Source organism: Brachybacterium sp. AOP3-A1-3 (genome assembly GCF_052378285.1).
In the GTDB taxonomy this organism is placed as follows: Bacteria; Actinomycetota; Actinomycetes; order Actinomycetales; family Dermabacteraceae; genus Brachybacterium.
This window is the reverse complement of sequence record NZ_JBQSXM010000021.1, coordinates 16,185-31,321: the sequence shown is the minus strand read 5'-3', so window position 1 is coordinate 31,321 and position 15,137 is coordinate 16,185. Positions and strand designations below refer to the sequence as shown.

Below are 15,137 nucleotides of genomic sequence, written 5' to 3'. Positions count from 1 at the left end.
GGCATGCGAACCAAGGACACGGACCCGCCCAGGGTCCAGCAGTGCCCGCCGAGGCGATGTCGACGCGGTGACGGGCGGAGCAGCCCGGCGCCGTACACGCTCAGAGCCACGCGGGACGTCCCCTGCTGCAGGTAGCAGTCGGCGATTTCGAGGAGGAAATACCCATGTACAACCGGAGAATCTTCATGCTGGGCGCGACGGCCACGGCGGCCGCGCTCGGACTGGCCGCCTGTGGCGGCGAAGGCGCAGGATCCGGCGGCCCCGACACGGACGCCGCACCCAGCGACCAGACCGTCGGCGTCGCGATGCCCACCCAGACCTACGAGCGGTGGGTCGCGGACGGCAACAACATCAAGAAGGGCCTGGAGGACAAGGGCTTCAAGGTCGACATGCAGTACGCCGAGGATGACATCCCGACGCAGCAGCAGCAGATCGATCAGATGGTCAATTCGGGCGTCAGCGTGCTGCTGATCGCCTCGATCGACGGCGCCTCGCTCTCCTCGCAGCTCGATGCGGCCGCCGCGGCGAACATCCCGGTCATCGCGTACGACCGCCTGCTCACCGACAGCGAGAACGTCGACTTCTACGTCACCTTCGACAACTACAAGGTGGGCGTGAACCAGGCCAACGCGCTGATGTTCGGCCTGGGCCTGCTGGACGAGAAGTTCGAGGCCGCCGACGACGCCCCGAAGGGGCCGCTGAACGTCGAGCTCTTCGCCGGATCGCTGGACGACAACAACGCCCATCTGTTCTGGCAGGGCGCGATCGACACCCTCCAGCCGTACTTCGACGACGGCACCCTCGTGGTGCTGTCCGAGCAGACGGACATCGAGCAGGCCGCCACCCAGCGTTGGGAGCAGGAGACGGCTCAGAAGCGCATGGAGAACCTGCTGACCACGCACTACAACGGCGGCGAGGAGCTGGCCGGTGTGCTCTCTCCGGCCGATCCGCTGTCGCGCGGCATCATCAACGCCCTGCAGAACGCCGGTCTCGGGCCGACGCTCGAGGAGGGTCTGCCGGTCGTCACCGGGCAGGACGCAGAGATCGCCTCGATCAAGCTGATCGCTGACGGCGTGCAGTCCTCGACCATCTTCAAAGACACCCGCACCCTGGCAGACCAGGCCATCCTGAGCGCGGAGTCGATCCTCAAGGGCGAGGAGCCCGAGGCGAACGATACCGAGACCTATGACAACGGCGTGAAGGTCGTGCCGTCGTACCTGCTCCCGATCCAGATGGTCCTGGAGAACAACTACCAGGAGATCATGGTCGATTCCGGGTATTACACGCCTGAGCAGGTCGAGTCCGGCCAGCTCTGAGCCAGCCTCTGCAGCAGTAATCCGGTGGGGTCCCGGCGCACGCGAGATCGCGGCGCTGGGACCCTCCTGCCCGAAGGAGGGCCCCTTGACCGAACACATCCTCGAGATGCGGTCCATCACCAAGAGATTCCCCGGCGTCGTCGCCCTCAAGGACGTGTCCCTGACGGTCGGCGAGGGCGAGATCCACGCGATCTGCGGCGAGAACGGCGCCGGCAAGTCCACGCTCATGAAGGTGCTCTCCGGCGTCGAGCCGGCCGGCAGCTACGAGGGCGAGATCCACTACCGCGGCCGCCCCGTCAGCTTCGCCACCATCAATGACTCCGAGGCCGAGGGCATCGTGATCATCCACCAGGAGCTCGCCCTGGTGCCCCACCTGTCGATCGCCGAGAACATCTTCCTGGGGAACGAGCAGACCAAGGGCGGCGTGATCAGCTGGCACGAGACCAACGCCCGGGCCGCCGAGCTCCTCGAGCGCGTCGGACTGCGCGAGAAGCCCGTGACCCCCGTCGGACAGCTCGGTGTGGGCAAGCAGCAGCTCGTGGAGATCGCCAAGGCGCTCACCAAGAACGTGAGCCTGCTGATCCTCGACGAGCCCACCGCGGCACTGAACGACGACGACTCCGAGCACCTGCTCGGCCTCATCCGCGGATTGCGCGACGAGGGCGTCACCAGCATCATCATCAGCCACAAACTCGGAGAGATCGCCGCCGTCGCCGACGCCACGACGATCATCCGCGATGGCTCCACCATCGAGACCATCGACATGGACGTGCCCGCCGAGCAGAAGCGCACCCTCATCCCGCGCATCATCAAGGGCATGGTGGGCCGCGACATCGACAACCTCTACCCGGAGCGCCACGCCGAGATCGGCGAGGAGATCTTCCGGGTCGAGGACTGGCACGTCGGCCACCCCACCCAGCAGGGGCGCGTGGTCGTCGACGGCGCGGCGCTGACCGTGCGCGCCGGCGAGGTCGTCGGCATCGCCGGGCTCATGGGTGCCGGCCGCACCGAGCTCGCCATGAGCGTCTTCGGGCGCTCGTACGGCCGGGACATCTCCGGCACCGTGTTCATGCACGGGCGGCCCGTGGAGATCAAGACCGTCTCCGACGCCATCGACGCCGGGATCGCCTACGTCTCCGAGGACCGCAAGCAGTACGGGCTGAACCTGATCCAGGACATCCGCACGAACGTCACCGCGGCAGGTCTGAAGAAGATCACCACCGGCGGGTGGATCAACGGCAACGAGGAGATCGCGGTCGCCGAGCGCTACCGCTCCTCGCTGAACATCAAGACCCCGACCGTCATGGCGCCCGTCGGCAAGCTCTCCGGCGGCAACCAGCAGAAGGTCGTGCTCAGCAAGTGGCTGTACACCGAGCCCGAGCTGCTGATCCTCGACGAGCCCACCCGCGGCGTCGACGTCGGCGCGAAGTTCGAGATCTACTCGATCATCAATGAGCTCGCCGAGTCCGGCAAGGCGATCATCGTCATCTCCTCGGAGCTGCCCGAAGTCATGGGGCTCTCCGATCGAATCTACACATTGTCTACGGGGCGCATCACCGGCGAGGTCGCCGCTCAGGACGCCACGCAGGAGCACCTCATGGAGCTCATGACCAGGGAAAGGGAGTGAGCGCGCCTCATGGCGGGAACTTCTGACATCAAAGAGCTCCTGACGCGGAACATGCGTCAGAGCGGCATCTACATCGCGTTCGTGTTCATCATCGTGCTGTTCACGATCCTCACGGGCGGTGCCCTGCTCAGCCCGGGCAACCTGACGAACCTGGTGCTGCAGTACTCCTACATCCTGATCCTCGCGATCGGCATGGTGCTGATCATCGTGGCCGGGCACATCGACCTGTCCGTCGGCTCAGTGGTCGCCCTGACCGGCGGCGTCGCAGCCGTCGTGGTGATCGGCCACGGCATGCCCTGGTGGCTCGGCGTGCTCGCGGCGCTGGGCACCGGTGTGCTGGTGGGCCTGTGGCAGGGCTTCTGGGTGGCCTATGTGGGCATCCCGGCGTTCATCGTCACCCTGGCCGGCATGCTCATCTTCCGCGGCATGGCCATGCAGGTCCTGGGCAACGTCTCGCTCTCGCCGTTCCCCAAGGAGTACCAGTACATCTCCGGCGGGTTCCTCAACGGGCTCTTCGGCGGCAACGGCTACGACGCCTTCACGCTGTTCCTCGCCGCTGCGCTGATCGTGGTCTTCGCGGTCCAGCAGTACCGCGGGCGCCTGGCGAAGCTGAGGTACAAGCAGCAGGTCGAGGCCCTGCCGCTGTTCTGGCTGAAGACCGCCGCGATCGCCGTGGTCGTCATGGCCTTCGCCTGGCAGCTCGCGCACTCGCGCGGCCTGCCGGTGGTGCTGATCCTGCTGGCCGCCCTCGTGCTCATCTACGGCTTCATCAGCCAGAACACGATCTTCGGTCGACACATCTACGCCATGGGCGGCAACCTCCAGGCCGCGCAGCTCTCCGGCGTGAAGACCCGCCGCGTGAACATGCTCCTGTTCGTGAACATGGGCCTGCTCTCCGCGGTCGCCGGCATCGTCTACTCCGCGCGCTCGAACAGCGCCCAGCCGGGCGCCGGCAACATGTTCGAGCTGGACGCCATCGCGGCCGCCTTCATCGGCGGCGCGGCGGTGACCGGTGGCGTGGGCAAGGTCCACGGCGCGATCATCGGTGGTCTCATCATGGCGGTCATGTCCAACGGCATGCAGATCATGGGCATCGACCAGTCCACGCAGTCGGTCGTCCGCGGCGTGGTGCTGCTGGTGGCCGTGGCCTTCGACGTCTGGAACAAGAAGCGCTCCACCAGCGGAGCCTGAGAGGCGACGACAGGGCCTGGCTCTGTCGCCTGCGACCGGAACCCCGTCGCCATCCTCGATCCCCATGGTCGAGGACGGCGGCGGGGTTCCGTGCGTCGAGTCGATGAAGCGATGACCGGTTCGGGTCTGAAGGGCCGAGAGAGGTCCGACGGCGTCCTGGCGCCCGCGATGCGCGCGATGACGGGGCGCCGTTCTGTCCGCCTTGAGCGATGACGAACTGTGCTTCTGAAGTCCGACCCTTTCGTGATGAGCGCTGACCTGCCCGGATGGAGCGAATCGGCCGGTGGGCCCCACAAGAAGCACTTCTGCGCGGAGTGTTGACGGCCGCTTTGCAACGATGTAAATTCGAAACCAGCGTACGAAGACTGTCGGGTTGACGGCCGCGCACGGCATCTGCCGCGGCGGCCGCGCCCCACCACGAAGAGGTGGATGGAATGGTGCTTGGTTCTTCTCGCGCCGGCGCCGCAGGGCCCCGGCCGACTTCCCCCGGAGGTCTTCCCGGGCGTGCTCGCGACAGCGGCCCCGCCGTCGGCCGTCGCGCCCTGATGCAGGGTGCCGGCACCCTGGGCGCTCTCGGCGGGCTGGGTGCGCTGTCCGGCTGCGCCGGCACCGCGGCGAGGGCGGCCGATGACATCGCCTTCTGGCACCTGCTCTCCGGGCCGGACGGAGTGACAATGGGCGAGATGCTCGACGGTTACATGGCCACCGAGGGGTCGGCCTCCGTCAAGCAGACCGTGCTCGCCTGGGGCGCCCCGTACTACACGAAGCTCGCGATGGCCTCGGCCGGCGGCCGAGCCCCTGACCTCGCCGTGATGCACGCGGCGCGCGTGCCCGGCTACGCGCCCGGGGGTCTGCTCGATGAATGGGACATCGACCTGCTCGGGGAGTTCGGCGTCCGCCAGGAGGACTTCCCGGAGCTGATCTGGGACAAGATGGTCGTGGAGGGCAAGCTCACCGACATCGCCCTGGATTCCCACCCGTTCGTCCTCTACTACAACACCGAGATCGCCGACGCGGCGGGTGTGCTGGGCAGTGATGGACTCCTGATGCCCACCGACAACCCCGAGGATTTCCGGGCGATGGCGCTCGAGCTCGGGGCCAAGGCTCCCAGCGGCTATGGGCTCTCCTTCGGGTACCTGGGGGACGGCTCCAACCAGTGGCGCATGTTCTCCACCTACTACGCCCAGCTCGGCGGCACGATCGAGCTGCCGGTGGGCAAGAAGATGGTGTACCAGGAGGAACTGGTCATCGAGGCCGCGGAGTGGATCCTCTCGCTCATCGACGGCGAGGTCGGCAACCCCGGGCACGACGGAGGCACCGCGATCTCCGAGTTCGCCACCGGTGGTTCCGGGGCCTTCTACGGCGGTGTCTGGGAATCGGGGAACTACCGCAACCAAGGAGTCCCCTTCGACATGACCATGATCCCGGGCGTCTTCGGGGAGCCGGTCGCCTACGCCGACTCGCACTCCTTCGTGCTGCCCCACCAGATGAACCCGGATCCGGAACGGCGCCGCAACGTGCATGGAGTCGTCGCCTACCTCCTGAAGAACTCGATCACGTGGGCGGGCGCTGGACACATTCCCGCCTACTCCCCGGTGATCGAGGATCCGGCTTATGCCGACCTCGTCCCGCAGTCGCACTATGCCGATGCAGTCGACCACCTCGTCTATGACCCGCCGGCCTGGTTCAGCGGATCCGGCAGCGACTTCCACACCTATTTCGGCAATGACATGCAGAACGTCTGGGCGCGGCGCACCGATCCGCTCGACGGCTGGAACGCTTTCGTCGCCCGGATCAACGCCCTGCTGCTCAAGCCGACCCCGATGTGATCGCCGTGCGATATCTCGAGACGCTGCCTCCCGGGTTCCGCACGACCCCGGTGGCCACCTCGTCCCTCCCCTCCCCGGCGCGCCGTTCGCGCTCCATCTCAGTCGTGCAGACATGTCCGTCCGTCGAAGGAGACGACCGATGACCACCGCCGAAGCTCTCTCCGCCCCTCCACAGGGCGCTCTGCAGGGCGACAGCCTCGCCGTCGGCCGGGCCCGTCGCCGCCGCTCGGACAACCTGCGCGGCTGGCTGTACTGCGCGCCGTTCCTCCTCGCGTTCGGGATATTCCTCATCTGGCCCACGATCTACGGCCTGTGGATGAGCTTCACCGGAACGAGCCTCGCCGGCACGAACACGGAGTTCGTGGGCCTGGCGAACTGGAAGGAAGCCCTCGGGGACCCGCAGGTCTGGACTTCGCTGGCCAACACCGCGTGGTTCACCGTCCTCTCGACGGTCCCGCTGGTGGTGGTCGCGATGCTGCTCGCGGTGCTGGTCAACATCGGGCTGCCGGGTCAGTGGTTCTGGCGGCTCTCGTTCTTCATGCCGTTCCTGCTCGCCTCGACCGTGGTCTCGCAGTTCTGGAACTGGATGTACAACCCGCAGCTGGGGCTGATCAACACCTTCCTCGGCTGGTTCGGGATCGCTGGGCCAGCCTGGTTGCAGGACCCGAGCACGGCCATGATCGCCGTGGTCGTCACGACCGTGTGGTGGACCATCGGCTTCAACTTCCTGCTCTACCTCGCTGCCCTCCAGAACATTCCCGATCAGCTCTACGAGGCCGCCTCGCTCGACGGGGCCGGCGCCTGGCGGAAGTTCCGCTCGATCACCCTGCCGCAGCTCCTGCCCACGACCGTGCTGGTCCTTGTCCTGCAGATGCTGGCCTCGCTGAAGGTCTTCGATCAGATCTATCAGATGACCGGCGGCGGGCCCGGAGGGGAGACCCGTCCGGTGCTGCTGTACATCTACGAGGTCGGATTCACCGGCTACCGCCTGGGCTATGCCTCGGCGATCTCCTACATCTTCTTCTTCCTGATCATCATCGTCTCGATCGCCTACATGGTGATCTCGTCCCGACGGAGCGTGAAGGCATGAGCGCCGCGACCCCCACCGCCACCCTGAGCCCGGCGGTCCCGATCTCGGAGTCTCCGGCACTCAGCACGGCCGGGCGTCGCCGTCGCGGGCCCACCCCTGCCCGGATCCTCGCCTTCGTGATCCTCGCCGTCCTCGCTCTGGCCTGGCTCATCCCGGTGCTCTGGGCGGTGCTGACCTCCTTCAAGACGGAAGCCGAGGCGGCCGCCATGCCGGTCTCGATCATTCCCGACAGCGGGTTCACGCTGAAGGCCTACCTCAATGTGCTCACCGAGGGTCTGGTGCCGCGATGGGCATGGAACAGCCTGCTCACCTCGGCGCTGGTCACGGTGATCACCGTGGCGATCTCGACGCTCGCCGGCTATGCCCTGTCGCGGCTGAAGTTCACCGGTCGGCAGATGATCATCACCCTGATCGTCGCCTCGATTATGATCCCTGGCCAGATCCTCATCGTCCCGCTGTTCCACCTGATGCTGAACCTGAACCTGGTGGACACCTACTGGGGGATCATCCTGCCGCAGGTCGTCGCGGCACCCATGGTGTTCATCCTCAAGAAGTTCTTCGACCAGATCCCCTTCGAGCTCGAGGAGGCCGCGCTCATGGACGGCGCGAGCCGGCTGCGGATCTTCTGGTCCATCGTGCTGCCGCTGTCCCGCCCGATCCTGGGCGCTGTCGCGATCTTCGTGTTCATCGGCGCATGGAACAACTTCCTGTGGCCATTCATCGTGGTCAACGACGCCAGCTTGATGACGCTGCCCACCGGTCTTCAGACCGTGATCAGCGCCTACGGCATCCAGTACGCGCAGAACATGGCCCAGGCCGTGCTCGCCGCGCTGCCGTTGATCGTGGTGTTCATGTTCTTCCAGCGCCAGATCATCAAGGGTGTCGCCACCACCGGCATTGCCGGCACCTGAGAGGCGGCTCTGACGGGACCGGTCAGCCCGACCGGTCCCGCGCCTCGCGTCCCACGCGACCATCGGACGTCTGCCATCCGGCGCGTCCGAGCTCTTTCCCGAGCCGAGCGCCCGCCGGGTGGCAGGCGTTCTGTGTGCGCACCGCGTCGGGGAGGTCGAGAACCTGCCTCCGGAACCGTTGCGCAGATGTGACCGGAGCCACCTATTCTCACGTTAGACTCCGAGCAGCCTCGCAACGATGCGACGCCTCGGTGCCTCAAAGGAGACGGCTATGCCTACTCGGAATCGGTTCACGCGACGCAATGCTCTCGGCCTCGGCGGGATGGCGCTCGCCGGCGCCGGCCTCGCGGCCTGCGGCGGCAACACCGGCGGTCTGACCGGTGGTGGCGGAGGAGGAGGCGGAGAGACGCTCTCGCAGTGGTACCACCAGTACGGCGAGGACGGCACGCAGGACGCCGCGACGAAGTACGCCGCGGGCTACGAGGACGCGACCGTGAAGGTGAACTGGGTGACCGGCGACTATGCCGCCCGGCTCTCGACCGCGCTGCTCTCGGGCGGCGGCGTCGACGTGTTCGAGAACAACGGGATCGCTGTGGACCAGGCGAAGCAGGGGCGGTACACCGACCTGACCGACATCATGGAGCCGGTCAAGGACCAGTTCAACGAGGCGTCGCTCGGCCCGGTCACGATCGACGGCAAGATCTGGGGCATCCCCATGATCCTGGACCCGCAGCACTTCTACTACCGCAAGAGCCTGTTCGAGAAGGCGGGCATCGAGCCGCCGACAACCTTCGACGACCTGGTCGCCGCGGCCACCGAGCTCACCACCAAGGATCAGAAGGGCCTGTTCCTGGGCAACAACTACGACGCCAGCTCCTGGGCGATGGTCTGGGCCGCGGGCGGATCCCCGCTCAACGAGGCGAAGGACGCCGTCGCCTACAACACTCCCGGCTACGCCGAGGGGCTGGGGTCGATCCAGCAGATGATCAAGGACGACGTGCTCCTCACCGGCGCCCCGTCGGACTGGGCGGATCCGGCGGCCTTCGCCGCAGGTCTCGCCGCGATCACCTGGGGCGGTTGCTGGGCGCTGCCGGCGCTCGAGGGCGCCCTCGACGACATCGGCGTGTTCCCGCATCCGGCCGTCGGCTCGGACGGCCGCCAGGTCGCCTTCATGGGCTCCTGGAACGAGCAGGTCGCCGGCAACAGCGAGAAGACCGATGCGGCCAAGGCGTTCGCCAAGTGGCTGTGGGTGGACCAGACCGATCATCAGACGGACTGGGCGCTCAGCTACGGGTTCCACATCCCGCCGATCACCGCGGTCGCCGATCAGGCGGAGGCGCTCAAGGAGGGCAACGGCCTGGAGATCGCGACCATGGCCAAGGACATGGGGGTCACCGGCCCGCCGGAGTACACCGGGGACATCGGCACTCCGCGCGACGACGCGATCAGCAACATCCTCAAGAACGGTGCCGACCCGGCCGAGGAGCTGGCGAAGGCCGAGGAGGCCAGCAACCGGGCGATCGGGTCGTGAGCGCCCCGTCCGCCACGCGGGCCGACGCCACGGCCGCGCCCCCGACCCGCACCGGCCCCACCCGGATCAAGGGGAACGGACTCGCCTTCTGGCTCTTCTTCACCCCGTTCCTGGTCGGGCTGTGCGTGTTCACGATCCTGCCGCTGATCTGGGGTGGGACGCTGAGCCTCTTCGAGGCCCGCGGCACCGTGCTGCCCACGAAGTTCATCGGCCTGGACAACTTCCGCGGCTTCCTCGTCGACACCGCGTTCCTGCAGTCCCTGCGCACCTTCCTCGTGTTCGCAGTGTTCATCGTGCCGGTCACGATGGCGGTCTCCCTCGCGCTCGCCGTGCTAGTCAACGGCCTGCCGAGGTTTCAGACCTTCTTCCGCTCGGTGTTCTTCCTGCCCACGGCATGCAGCTATGTCGTCGCCTGCGTGGTGTGGAGGCTGTCGCTGTTCAACGGTCTCGAGTCCGGGATCGTGAATCAGCTGCTGGGCGTGGTCGGGCTCGACTCGATCGCGTCATGGCTGTCCGCCTCGCCGTACTGGTGGATCGTGCTGGTCTCCGTGCGGCTGTGGCTGCAGGTCGGCTTCTACATGCTGCTGTTCCTCGCGGGCCTGCAGGCGATCCCCACCCAGATGTACGAGGCGGCGTCGGTCGACGGGCTGAATCCCGGTGGCTTCTCGATGTTCCGCCTGATCACCCTGCCGCAGCTGCGCACCACGTCGGCCGCGGTGCTGCTGCTCCTGCTCATCGCGTCCTTCCAGGCGTTCGACGAGTTCTACAACCTCACGGGCAACAATCCCGAGACCCGACCCCCGCTGGTGTACCTGTACAACATCGCGCTCGGTCCGCAGCAGGACTTCGGCCGCGGCTCCGCGGGCGCGCTCGTGCTCACCGCGATCATGGTCCTCGCCGGGCTCCTGCAGACCTGGCTGGTCGGCTTCGGGTCCAACGACGACACCACCCGGCGCCGGTTCGGGTTCCTGCGCGGGCGCCGCCGTCGGCCCGTCGACGCCGCGGAGACGACGGAGACCACGCAGACGCCGGAGAAGGAGGCGCGGCGATGACCGCACAGCTCAACATCGTGGGCCAGAACCGCAGCAGCGTCGGACTCGTGCTGCGCTACACGGTGGCGTCCGTGCTGGCCCTGGTGTTCCTCGTGCCGTTCTACGCGATGATCAAGACGGCGCTGTCCACCAACGACGAGATCTATTCGCAGGACTTCGTGTTCTGGCCGAGCGATCCGCAATGGCAGCGCATCCCGGAGCTCTTCGCGGATCCGCGGTATCTCGACGCGCTGATGAACTCCGCGATCATGGCGATCGTCTCGACGTCGCTGTCCATCCTCATCGCGGCGCTGGCCGGGTACGCCCTGGTGCGGATCCCGCACCGAGCCGCGAAACCGATGTTCATACTGGTCATCGTGGTGCTGCTGGTGCCGGCGACCACGGCGTTCGTCCCGAACTTCATCATCGTCGCCTCGCTCGGCTGGATCGGCACCCTGCAGGGCCTGATCGTGCCGGGACTGTTCAGCGCCTTCAACGTGTTCCTGTTCCGGCAGTTCTATGTGAACTTCCCACGGGAGATCGAGGAGGCCGCCTATATCGACGGTGCCGGGTTCTTCCGCACCTTCTTCCGGATCGTCTTCCCCAATACGCTGCCGTTCGCCTCGGCGCTCACGGTGCTGGGGCTGATCGGCTCGTGGAACGCCTTCCTGTGGCCGCTGGTCGTGGCGGGCGACGGGCAGAATGCGATGACGGTGCAGATATATCTGTCCTCCTTCCTCACCGCGCAGACCTTCGACTACGGCGGCCTGTTCATGGCCGCCACCGTCAGCCTGATCCCGGTGCTGCTGGTGTTCTTCGTGCTCCAGCGCTACCTGGTCGCGGGCATCGCGGCGACGGGACTGAAGGGATGAGCGGGGCAGGTGGGGACGCCGGCGACCGGCCCGTCGAGGACGGTTCGGTCCGTGCTCCCCGGGCCGAGCCCGCCTGGTCGACGCCGCTCGCGGACCCCGCCGTGGTGCGCACGGCCGACGGGTGGATCGCCTACGGGACCGGTCCGGTGCATGGCGGTCGTGCTGTCCCGGCCGCGGTCTCGTCGGACCTGCGCGAGTGGCGCGGGGTCGGCAACGTCCTGCAGGCGCTCGACCCGCAGGCGGGGGACTCCTACTGGGCTCCCGAGGTCTGCGTGCGCGACGGCATCTGGTGGATGTACTACTCGGTGGGCCATGGCGATCGGGGGCACCTGATCCGGGTCGCCCGGGCCGAGCGTCCCGAGGGCCCGTTCCTCGACCAGGGCGTGGTCCTCACCCCGGACGAGCTGTTCGCGATCGACGCCTCCCCGTGCCGGCTCCCCGACGGCAGCTGGTGGCTGTTCTTCGCCCGCGACGTGCTCGACCACGAACGGCCGGGCACCCATCTCGCGGCCGCGCCGCTGCTCTCCCCGACCTCGCTCGGGGAGACGGTGAGCGTGCTCGCGCCGTACGCGGACTGGCAGATCTTCGCCCGCGACCGAGAGATGTACGGCCGACGCTTCGACTGGCACACCCTCGAGGGCCCGCACGTGGTGGTCCGCGATGGTGTGCTGCTGATGACCTGGTCAGGAGGTTCCTGGCAGGGGCCCGGCTATCGCACGGCCTGGGCCTGGGCGACGTCGCCCGAGGGTCCCTGGACCGTGCCGGCGCCGGGGGAGGACGTGCTGCTGGCGAGCGACGAGGAGTTCATCGGGCCCGGGCACAACTCATGCACGATCGGTCCCGACGGCCAGGACGTGATCGCCTTCCACGCCTGGGACGAGGAGCGCACCGGCCGCTACCTGCATCTGCGGGAGCTCGAGGTGGGTACGGAACCGCCGTCCCTGGTCGTGAGCCGCCGGGCTCCGTGAGCCGACGGGCTGGCTGAGCCGACGGGCTCCGTGAGCCGACGGGTTGTGCCTCGGAGGGACGGCCGGCGATCAGCGGCGGTAGGTGAGGATGCGGTAGCGCAGACCGTTCTTCGCCTCGTGCCACCCGTTCTCCGGGTCGGCCACCGGCGTGCCGAGGCGATCCGGCACCGCTGGCGCCGTGGTGTCCCCGTCGACCTCGAGGTCGATCTCGGTGACCACCAGCAGGTCGGCGTCCTCGATCGCTTCGCGGTACACGGAACCGCCGCCGATCACCCAGATCACCGGGCGGGAGTCGGCGTCGGACGGTCCGTCGGTCGCGGACGCCGGCGCGGTGGCTGCGCCGGCCTCGGGCGAGGTCGTCGCCACCGTCTCCTGCGCGATGCGCAGCGCATCCCCCAGGTCACGAGCACGCACAGCGCCCTCGTCGGCGAAGGCATCATCGCGGGTGATGACGATGTTCGTGCGCCCCGGCAGCGGTCGGAACTTCTCAGGGAACGACTGCCAGGTGCGTCGGCCCATCACCACGGGCGAGCCCTTCGTGGTGCGCGAGAAGTGCCGGAGGTCCTCGCTCAGGTGCCAGGGCATCGTGCCGGCCGCGCCGATCACGCGATCGCGGGCCTGCGCCCAGATCAGGCCGATCCGGGGAGAGGGCCCAGCACTCACGCCACCGGTCGGGGACTGAGCCCTGCTCACACCGCCACCGGGGCCTTGATGCCCTTGTGGTGCTGGTAGCCCTCGATCTCGAAGTCCTCGAGCTCGTAGTCGAGGATCGACTCGGGTCGGCGCCCGATCGTCAGCGTGGGGTAGGGGAACGGCTCGCGCGAGAGCTGCCGGGTCACCTGCTCGACGTGGTTGTCGTAGATGTGGCAGTCGCCGCCGGTCCACACGAAGTCGCCCACCTCGAGGTCCGTCTGCTGGGCGATCATGTGGGTCAGCAGCGCGTAGCTGGCGATGTTGAACGGCACCCCGAGGAACAGGTCGGCGCTGCGCTGGTACAGCTGGCAGGAGAGCTTCCCGTCGTGCACCTCGAACTGGAACAGCGCGTGGCAGGGGGCGAGCGCCATCTGCGGGATGTCGGCCGGGTTCCAGGCCGAGACGATGAGGCGGCGGGAGTCCGGGTTCGTGCGGATCTGCTCGACGACGTCGCTGATCTGGTCGATCACGGCGCCGTCCGCCGTGGGCCAGGAGCGCCACTGCGCGCCGTAGATCGGGCCGAGGTCACCGTTCTCGTCGGCCCATTCGTCCCAGATGCTCACGCCCTGCTCCTGCAGCCAGCGCGCGTTGGTGTCCCCGCGCAGGAACCACAGCAGCTCGAGGATGATCGAGCGGGTGTGCACGCGCTTCGTGGTGATCAGCGGGAAGCCCTGGGTCAGGTCGAAGCGGATCTGCTTGCCGAAGAGGCTGCGGGTGCCGGTGCCGGTGCGGTCGCTCTTGGCGTTGCCGGTCTCCATGACCTCGCGCAGCAGGTCCTCGTACGGGGTCGGGATGGTCACCGGGGGAGCTCCTCGCGGTCGTGCGCGTCAGTGGCGTCAGGAAGGGTGGATGAGGGGGTGGTCGGAGTGTGGCCGCCGGCTGCAGGCTCCGTGGAATCACGGATCACCAGCGAATACGGGGTGTCGACGATCCGGGGCGGCCCGTCGAACCCTTGGATGCGCTCGGTCAGCAGATCCAGCGCGGTGGCGGCGAGGGCGTGCTTGTCCGGGGAGATCGTGGACAGCGGGGGCGAGGCGAACGGGGCGTCGGGCGTGTCGTCGTAGCCGATCACGGCGATGTCCTCCGGGACGCGACGGCCCAGTCGGCGCAGGTGGGCGAGGACCCCGATCGCGAGGTCGTCGTTGCCGCAGACGATCCCGTCGAGGTCCGGGTGCCGGGCCATCAGGTCCTGCGCGCCGGCGAACCCGTCGTGGCGATGCCAGTCGTCCACCGCCTGCACGAGGCTGGGATCCGGCTCGACCTTGTGCTCCCGCAGGGCGGCGAGGTAGCCGTCCCGGCGCAGGGAGCCGGAGCTGTGCGGCTGCAGGCCGTGCTTGGTGGCGATCGCACCGAGGAACGCGATGCGCCGCCGACCCGTCTCGAGCAGGTGGGTCGTGGCGTCGAAGGCTGCGGCGACGTTGTCGATCCGTACGTAGTCGCTGCCGTGGGGGAGCTTCTCGGGCAGGTGCTCGCCGATGAAGACGGTGGGCTGCGTGGTCTGCTCCATCCGGGCGAACACCTCCTCCTCGATCAGCAGAGGATTGAAGATCACGCCGTCGCCGACCACGCGGTTGAACCCCTCGAGCACGGTGCGCTCGGCCTCCCGGCCGCCGGACGTCGAATGCAGGACGACGGTCTGGCCGCGCCGCTGCGCCTCGTCGATGAACTGCTGGGCGAGGTTGGAGAAGTAGGAGAAGGTCAGGGCCGGCACCGCGAGCGTGATCATCTTCGAGGCCCCGGTGCGCAGCTGCTGCGCCGCGGCCTGCGGGCGGTAGCCGACCTGCAGGATCGCTTCGCGCACCGTCTCGCGGGTCGAGTCCTTCACGTGCGGGTAGTCGTTGACCACGTTGGAGACGGTCTTGATCGAGACGCCCGCGAGCTCGGCGACGTCGCGCAGCGCCGGAGGGCGCTTGCGGCCGGAAGCGGGGTGCAGGGGCATGGGGTCGATTCTCGCACCTGAGGACAGGCGCGCGGACGACCTGGCGCGGCGAGCGGCCGGACAGGGTGCGCCGACCGGATCCCGGAGACCCGTTGACGTGGTCACACGGGTATGGAAAGGTTATTGCAACGTTGTAGAA

The 15,137-nt window shown here is 67.9% G+C and carries 13 protein-coding genes; 10 read left to right on the top strand and 3 right to left on the bottom strand.

Annotated elements, in window-relative coordinates:
• Nucleotides 1-164 precede the first annotated feature (164 nt).
• The 10 genes from chvE (at nucleotide 165) to ACT3T5_RS17235 (ending at nucleotide 12,366) form a co-directional block, all read left to right on the top strand.
• Complete coding sequence (gene chvE / locus ACT3T5_RS17280) at nucleotides 165-1,316, top strand: multiple monosaccharide ABC transporter substrate-binding protein (protein WP_444595037.1); 1,152 nt, start codon at nucleotides 165-167, stop codon at nucleotides 1,314-1,316.
• Between the two features lie 85 nt (nucleotides 1,317-1,401).
• Nucleotides 1,402-2,943 carry a multiple monosaccharide ABC transporter ATP-binding protein gene (mmsA, locus tag ACT3T5_RS17275; protein WP_444595036.1) on the top strand — a complete coding sequence of 514 codons (1,542 nt, stop codon included), beginning with the start codon at nucleotides 1,402-1,404 and terminating at the stop codon, nucleotides 2,941-2,943.
• A gap of 9 nt (nucleotides 2,944-2,952) precedes the next feature.
• The gene (gene mmsB, locus ACT3T5_RS17270; protein WP_444595035.1) at nucleotides 2,953-4,134 is read left to right on the top strand and encodes a multiple monosaccharide ABC transporter permease; all 1,182 of its coding nucleotides are present in this window, start codon (nucleotides 2,953-2,955) and stop codon (nucleotides 4,132-4,134) included.
• 545 nt (nucleotides 4,135-4,679) lie between these two features.
• Nucleotides 4,680-5,963, top strand: coding sequence for an extracellular solute-binding protein (locus ACT3T5_RS17265; protein ID WP_441464515.1), 1,284 nt, complete (start codon nucleotides 4,680-4,682; stop codon nucleotides 5,961-5,963).
• 139 nt (nucleotides 5,964-6,102) lie between these two features.
• Entirely contained in the window at nucleotides 6,103-7,053 is a 951-nt protein-coding gene (locus tag ACT3T5_RS17260) for a carbohydrate ABC transporter permease (protein WP_443352161.1), read from the top strand.
• Nucleotides 7,050-7,964, top strand: a complete 915-nt coding sequence (locus tag ACT3T5_RS17255) for a carbohydrate ABC transporter permease (RefSeq protein ID WP_444595034.1) — start codon at nucleotides 7,050-7,052, stop codon at nucleotides 7,962-7,964. The genes ACT3T5_RS17260 and ACT3T5_RS17255 overlap by 4 nt, the downstream gene beginning before the upstream one ends.
• Nucleotides 7,965-8,235: 271 nt before the next feature.
• Entirely contained in the window at nucleotides 8,236-9,495 is a 1,260-nt protein-coding gene (locus tag ACT3T5_RS17250) for an ABC transporter substrate-binding protein (protein ID WP_444595033.1), read from the top strand.
• The gene (locus ACT3T5_RS17245; RefSeq protein ID WP_444579662.1) at nucleotides 9,492-10,547 is read left to right on the top strand and encodes a carbohydrate ABC transporter permease; all 1,056 of its coding nucleotides are present in this window, start codon (nucleotides 9,492-9,494) and stop codon (nucleotides 10,545-10,547) included. Before ACT3T5_RS17250 ends, ACT3T5_RS17245 begins: the two co-directional genes overlap by 4 nt.
• Nucleotides 10,544-11,398, top strand: a complete 855-nt coding sequence (locus ACT3T5_RS17240; protein ID WP_443352027.1) for a carbohydrate ABC transporter permease — start codon at nucleotides 10,544-10,546, stop codon at nucleotides 11,396-11,398. Before ACT3T5_RS17245 ends, ACT3T5_RS17240 begins: the two co-directional genes overlap by 4 nt.
• Nucleotides 11,395-12,366, top strand: coding sequence for a glycoside hydrolase family 43 protein (locus ACT3T5_RS17235; protein ID WP_444579661.1), 972 nt, complete (start codon nucleotides 11,395-11,397; stop codon nucleotides 12,364-12,366). Before ACT3T5_RS17240 ends, ACT3T5_RS17235 begins: the two co-directional genes overlap by 4 nt.
• 69 nt (nucleotides 12,367-12,435) lie before the next feature.
• Here ACT3T5_RS17235 and ACT3T5_RS17230 read toward each other — a convergent pair whose 3' ends face one another.
• From ACT3T5_RS17230 to ACT3T5_RS17220, 3 genes are read right to left on the bottom strand one after another with little or no spacing between them, the layout of a single operon-like run.
• Entirely contained in the window at nucleotides 12,436-13,059 is a 624-nt protein-coding gene (locus tag ACT3T5_RS17230; protein ID WP_444595032.1) for a dihydrofolate reductase, read from the bottom strand.
• Nucleotides 13,056-13,859 carry a thymidylate synthase gene (locus ACT3T5_RS17225; protein ID WP_444595031.1) on the bottom strand — a complete coding sequence of 268 codons (804 nt, stop codon included), beginning with the start codon at nucleotides 13,857-13,859 and terminating at the stop codon, nucleotides 13,056-13,058. Before ACT3T5_RS17225 ends, ACT3T5_RS17230 begins: the two co-directional genes overlap by 4 nt.
• A complete protein-coding gene (locus ACT3T5_RS17220; RefSeq protein ID WP_444595030.1) occupies nucleotides 13,856-14,998 on the bottom strand; it encodes a LacI family DNA-binding transcriptional regulator in 1,143 nt (380 codons plus the stop codon). The genes ACT3T5_RS17225 and ACT3T5_RS17220 overlap by 4 nt, the downstream gene beginning before the upstream one ends.
• Nucleotides 14,999-15,137 lie beyond the last annotated feature (139 nt).

Coding starts and splice junctions, on each gene's coding strand:
- chvE (WP_444595037.1), top strand. CDS start 165: ATGTACAACCGGAGAATCTTCATGCTGGGCGCGACGGCCACGGCGGCC.
- mmsB (WP_444595035.1), top strand. CDS start 2,953: ATGGCGGGAACTTCTGACATCAAAGAGCTCCTGACGCGGAACATGCGT.
- ACT3T5_RS17260 (WP_443352161.1), top strand. CDS start 6,103: ATGACCACCGCCGAAGCTCTCTCCGCCCCTCCACAGGGCGCTCTGCAG.
- ACT3T5_RS17220 (WP_444595030.1), bottom strand. CDS start 14,998: ATGCCCCTGCACCCCGCTTCCGGCCGCAAGCGCCCTCCGGCGCTGCGC.
- ACT3T5_RS17250 (WP_444595033.1), top strand. CDS start 8,236: ATGCCTACTCGGAATCGGTTCACGCGACGCAATGCTCTCGGCCTCGGC.
- ACT3T5_RS17255 (WP_444595034.1), top strand. CDS start 7,050: ATGAGCGCCGCGACCCCCACCGCCACCCTGAGCCCGGCGGTCCCGATC.
- ACT3T5_RS17265 (WP_441464515.1), top strand. CDS start 4,680: ATGCAGGGTGCCGGCACCCTGGGCGCTCTCGGCGGGCTGGGTGCGCTG.
- ACT3T5_RS17235 (WP_444579661.1), top strand. CDS start 11,395: ATGAGCGGGGCAGGTGGGGACGCCGGCGACCGGCCCGTCGAGGACGGT.
- ACT3T5_RS17240 (WP_443352027.1), top strand. CDS start 10,544: ATGACCGCACAGCTCAACATCGTGGGCCAGAACCGCAGCAGCGTCGGA.